Source organism: Pararhizobium sp. P1_E7 (assembly GCF_056405855.1).
In genome coordinates this window covers 1-5,214 of the sequence record NZ_JBFUBH010000129.1, presented here as the reverse complement: position 1 = coordinate 5,214, position 5,214 = coordinate 1, and the positions used below count along the sequence as shown (strand labels likewise).

General features: G+C 56.3%; 4 protein-coding genes. 3 read left to right on the top strand and 1 reads right to left on the bottom strand.

The window, feature by feature from the left end; all coding sequences use genetic code 11:
* The first annotated feature begins 51 nt into the window (after positions 1–51).
* The 3 genes from AC1D17_RS27635 to AC1D17_RS27625 are packed head-to-tail and all read left to right on the top strand — an operon-like array spanning position 52 to position 2,560.
* Entirely contained in the window at positions 52–786 is a 735-nt protein-coding gene (locus AC1D17_RS27635; RefSeq protein WP_477568438.1) for an SDR family NAD(P)-dependent oxidoreductase, read from the top strand.
* Positions 783–1,520: an SDR family NAD(P)-dependent oxidoreductase gene (locus AC1D17_RS27630; protein WP_477568437.1), complete on the top strand. Its 738-nt coding sequence runs from the start codon at positions 783–785 to the stop codon at positions 1,518–1,520. The genes AC1D17_RS27635 and AC1D17_RS27630 overlap by 4 nt, the downstream gene beginning before the upstream one ends.
* A gap of 50 nt (positions 1,521–1,570) precedes the next feature.
* Complete coding sequence (locus AC1D17_RS27625) at positions 1,571–2,560, top strand: GlxA family transcriptional regulator (RefSeq protein ID WP_477568436.1); 990 nt, start codon at positions 1,571–1,573, stop codon at positions 2,558–2,560.
* Positions 2,561–3,036: 476 nt separating this feature from the next.
* Here the strand turns inward: AC1D17_RS27625 and AC1D17_RS27620 are convergent.
* Positions 3,037–5,214 (bottom strand): methyl-accepting chemotaxis protein (locus AC1D17_RS27620; protein WP_477568435.1); only part of this gene is annotated, 2,178 nt, incomplete at its 5' end.

The following is a 5,214-nucleotide window of genomic DNA, read 5'->3' as shown; positions in this document are numbered from 1 at the left end:
GCCTGGCTCTCAGCGATCGACGCTCAACTAAAACAGCTTGAAGGGAAGACGATGAATCGATTTCGAGGAAAGACCGCCCTTGTTACAGGTGCTGCTGGCGGCATCGGGGCGGCTATCGTCAAACAGCTACGATCGGAGGGTGTCAAGGTCGCCGTCGCGGACCGCGACATGGCGGGCATTGATGCGGAGGCGTACCTACCGGGTGACCTGCTTGACCCGGTCTATGCGGATGGTCTGCCAAAAGCGGCATTCGCTGTCCTGGGTGGACTCGACATCGTGGTCAACAATGCCGGTGTGATCACACGTGGTGCGGTGACCAATACGACCGACGCTGACTGGGCCTTGTCCGTCGGCGTGAACGTAGAGGCACCTTTTCGCGTCTGCCGGGCCGCTATCCCTATCATGTCCGGGCGGGGTGGTGGCGCGATTATCAACGTGGCTTCCTGCTGGGGAATTCGGCCAGGTCCAAACCACGCGATCTATTGCATGACAAAGGCGGCTATTGCATCGCTGACCCAATGTATGGGGATGGATCACGCGCATCAGAACATCCGCGTCAACGCCGTGTGCCCAAACGAAGTGAACACCCCGATGCTTCGAACGGGTTTCTCCAAGCGCGGGTTTGATCCGGACACGGCAGTTCTCGAGCTGGGAAAGACCGTCCCAATCGGCCGCATCGCAGAGCCCGATGATATTGCCGAGGTCGTTCTGTTTCTCGCTTCCGACGCAGCGCGCTACATGTGTGGTTCTCTCGTTGAGGTTAATGGTGGCAAGGCGGTCGGATGATGAGATTTGAAGGAAAAGTTGCACTCGTCACCGGTGGGAGAAGCGGGATCGGGCTTGCTATCGCACGCCGCTTGAGAGACGAAGGTGCGCGTGTATTCACGGCACAAAGGGGAGAAGATGGAGAGTTTGAAGCCATCGCCGTCGATTTCACCATCCCCGCAAGTGCCGGACGCGCGATTGAGACAATTGTCGGCCTAGCGGGCAGGCTTGATATCCTGGTCAACAATGCGGGAATGATGCAAGAGGCGCTCGTCGAGGATATGAGCGTTGAAGACTGGGAACGCACGCTCGCGGTGAATTTGACCACGCCGTTCGTTTTGATCAAAGCAGCCATGCCCCACCTACGGTCGTCACAGGGGGCCATTGTGAATGTCGGCTCTATTGAAGGTTTGGGGTCCAATCCCAAACACGCCGCCTACTGTGCTTCCAAGGCTGGAATCCATGGCCTCACGCGCGCAGTCGCGATTGATCACGGTCACGAAGGTGTGCGTTGCAATGCGGTCGCGCCAGGATGGATCGATACTGACTTAAACCTGGAATTTATCGAGAATATGCCAGACCCCGAAGGCTTTCGGCATACGATCGGAAAAATCCACCCGATTGGACGGACGGGTAAGCCGAAAGAAGTTGCCAGCCTCGTGGCCTGGCTCGCTTCATCCGAGTCTTCTTTCGTGACCGGCCAGGTCTGGACGATCGACGGCGGCCGAATGGCGAAGCTGAGCCTACCCTTGTAAAAGAAAGGCGCCGCTTCGGAAAGGATACGGGCAGACAGCGTGGAGGTACTATGAATTCTCTGGATGCAATTGCCTCTGTCGATCGGTTGAAAATTGGCTTTGTTCTTGCGAGGTCGTTTACGCTCTCTGCTTTCGCATTGTTCGCTGACACACTGCGGCTTGCCAGTGACGAACTGGATAGATCCGGACGCGTTCTTGCCGACTGGGAGGTCTTGGGAAGCACGCGGCATCTCATAACAGCCAGTTGCGGTGTTCAAGTCGCACCAACGTCAGATTTTGTTGACCCCAGCCAGTTTCATTACATCGTCGTGGTGGGTGGCCTTCTTGATACCAAGCCACCTATCGACCAGGACACAAGTAACTTCCTGAAAGAAGCTGCAGCAAAAAACGTGAAACTGATCGGAGTCTGCACCGGTTCTTTCATACTTGCCGAAATTGGCTTGATGAAAGCACACCGGACATGCGTCAGCTGGCTTCATTACAATGCTTTTCGGGAGCGTTTCCCGGATCATCAAGTAAGGTCTGATCGGATCTTCAACCTCGATAGAGCACGCGGATCCTGTGCGGGAGGCAGCAGCGCCGCGGATATGGCAGCTTGGATCGTGCGGCGACACATCAGCAAAGACGCCGAGCGAAATGCATTGGAGGTTCTGCATATAGAAAAGGCCCGAACTGCGCTTGCGATTCAAACACGCAAGCCTCTTTCGATTGAATGCAACGATCCCAGAATAAGGGCCGTGCTTATCCACATGGAGCAGCATATAGAGGGCACCGTGCCAATCGAAGTGCTTGCGGCGTCGGTGGGCCTCTCAAGAAGACAGCTTGAGCGTTTGTTCATGACCGAGACCAAAAGCTCTCCCGCAGTCGTTTACCGAAAAATTCGGTTGGAACGCGCAAAGCAACTGCTTTCGAAAACGAAGGCCTCATTGATTGAAATCGCTCTTGAAGTTGGCTTCGAGAACGCCTCACATTTTTCCCGTGCGTTTTCGCAAGCCTATGGACAATCTCCTACTAGAATGCGGGCGGCCGCGGCACGTTGAGCGGCGACCTCCCCAGCTCAAAATCGATCCGTTCACAAACCAACCGATCCCACATTTGGCCAAAGATCACCGCGCCTTTGCTGACGTCGTGAGAATCCCGGTTGAAGGATGCCTTCTCCAACACGCGAGGTGTCGACCGGTCCAAGATCGCTGGGTGGTAGTAATGTGGAAAGCGCCGCAGGTTGGTACGGCTTTCGACCTGGTGTAGCAAGCGGTCCTCTTAACGACGGTCTGAAGATAGGCGGGAAATTTATTGAAAGCGGTGGCGCGTGGCGGTGCCACACCAACACGGCACATGTGGCCATTCGCGGCCCTGTAGATCACGAGCAAACGGCTAGGTCACCAGTCACACCATTTCATATCGCAACGCCGATTCGAACGCTTCGTGGCATAAACCCCGGCGATTGGGCATCCAAAAGACATTTGACCTTGGGAGTTCGTCGTGCGCATCACACCAAGTTGGTCATGCGCGACCATCATGCAGCACAATCAGTCACAATTACCTGTAGGTCGCTGGATTCCAGTCGGAACTGCTCAACAAGCGTTACAAGCATATCTGCTTCGACGGCCAGTTTGCGGCTCGCGGAAGCAGTAAGGTCGACCATGGAAGCATTCAACTGGGTCATCTGGTCCATCTGGTTGACCGCCCCATTGACCTCATGAAGCGCCGTTGCTTGGTCGCGGCTCGCGGTCGCCATCATATGAACGTGATGATTGACAGTGACGATCTGGTCGCCGATCGATGCGAGCACAGAGCCTGTTTCCTGCACGAGGCGGAAACCGGCGCTGACCTCGCTCGTCGACTTGTCGATCAATCCCTTGATCTCGTGAGCGGAGCTTGCGGAACGTTGAGCGAGTTCGCGCACCTCCTGGGCCACGACTGCGAAGCCCTTTCCCGCTTCGCCCGCGCGCGCAGCTTCGATGCCCGCGTTGAGCGCAAGCAGGTTGGTTTGGAAGGCGATGTCTTCTATCACGTCGATGATCTGCTCGATCTGGCGCGAAGCATCTTCTATTCGACCCATGGCGGCGATGGCGCTGCTTACTACCGAAGCTGAGTTGTCGGCACTCCGCTTCGTCACTCCAACGACCAAGCTCGCTTCGTGCGCGCGATCTGCTGATGAACGTACGGTCGAGGTGATTTGTTCTACCGCCGCCGCCGTTTCCTCGAGCGAGGCCGCTTGCGACTCGGTGCGTTTCGCCAAAGTATCGGCCGATTGTAACATTTCCGCGCCGCTATGTTGGATTGAAACCGCGTTCGTCCTTATCTGGCAGAGGGTATTGTGGAGCCGAGCCAACGATACGTTAAAGTCCTGGCGCAGTTGTTCGAGACGGCCTGCGAACGGCGTTTCGATTTGGCGCGAAAGATCGCCGCGTGCGAGTCGGTCAAGACCTGCGGCCAGTGCGTTCACCGCAAAGTCGATTTGTGCGTCCAGCGCTTGTTTTTCAAGATCGTTGCGAGCACGTTCTGCTTCCCCCGCTGCACGATGCTCCTCACTTTCAGCTTCGATGCGGATTTTAGACAAGGCGTTCTCCCGGAAAACACCCAGGGCACGCGCCATGTCGCCCATCTCATCGGCCCGGCCCTCGCCGGAGATCCCCGTTTCGAGGTATCCATCGGCCAGACGGCGCATTGCGCAGGTAATCTGGCCGATGGGGCCCTTCAGGGTCGACACAAGCAAAACGCCCGCCAAGATGGCGATGACGATACCCCCGACCGTCGTGGAGACAGACACGGTGTTGGCCTTCTCACGCTCCGTACCAGCACTTCTCTTCTGCTCGTCGGCAAACTCGCTGAGGAGATTCCATACGCCGTCGATGGACGCGCCGCCGGCCCTGAATTCCTCCGTACGTGTCGCATTTATTTTTACCAGCTCCACGCTATCCTGCTGCATCATTTTCAGGGTAGRCATCAGCGTTGCCTCCACTCCGTCCACGAATGCCACACCTCTGGCGCTACCTCGCAGTGCGCTTATGCCACCTTTCACTAACCGTAGCTCATCAAGCATCACTTCGCGATTCTCGGCCGAAGTTTGCCCAAGAAAAGCGGCAGCCGCGATTCGAAGGGAATAGATCGAATTCACAAGCTTGTGGGTCGCTACAAGAATAGTCTCGGATTTCTCGAGCGGCTTGTCGATTTCGCTGAGAAGGCGGGTCGCCTCGAGCATTCTCTCAGACGCAGCCTCCTGCAGTTGCACACCAATCGACGCAAGTTCCGCCACATGCGTATCGATATTCGTATTCTTGACATCGGCAGGATCGGAGGATTTGAGCAATTTATCCAATTCGGCAAGCATGCTCCCGATTTTTTCGGCGGCGCCCTCTTGCGAGATGACTGCGAAAATGGACTGCTGAGTCTTTGCAACAAGGGGCGACCGCTCCCGGACAAATTTCAGCTTGACATCAAGCGTTTGTGCTTGGGCGTACTCGGCAACAAGCTCAGCGAAGACCCTGCTACCTTTTGCTAAACGGTCCGCGTCGCGCAATACCCGCTTGGCAGCGTTTTCACTTTGACGCGCCGAGCGCTGCAGCGTCGTCGCTTCACCAAGAATTGTAGTCTGCTCATCGGACAGAACTCCAAGAACTTGCGCCATTGCCTGGCGCAGCTTCACCTCCCTGACATAAAGGCTCCAAAGGCCATCGATCCGCTTTTCGAT

Excerpts from the sequence above, each read along its gene's own strand:
- AC1D17_RS27635 (WP_477568438.1), top strand. The coding sequence starts at position 52 with ATGAATCGATTTCGAGGAAAGACCGCCCTTGTTACAGGTGCTGCTGGC.
- AC1D17_RS27625 (WP_477568436.1), top strand. The coding sequence starts at position 1,571 with ATGAATTCTCTGGATGCAATTGCCTCTGTCGATCGGTTGAAAATTGGC.
- AC1D17_RS27630 (WP_477568437.1), top strand. The coding sequence starts at position 783 with ATGATGAGATTTGAAGGAAAAGTTGCACTCGTCACCGGTGGGAGAAGC.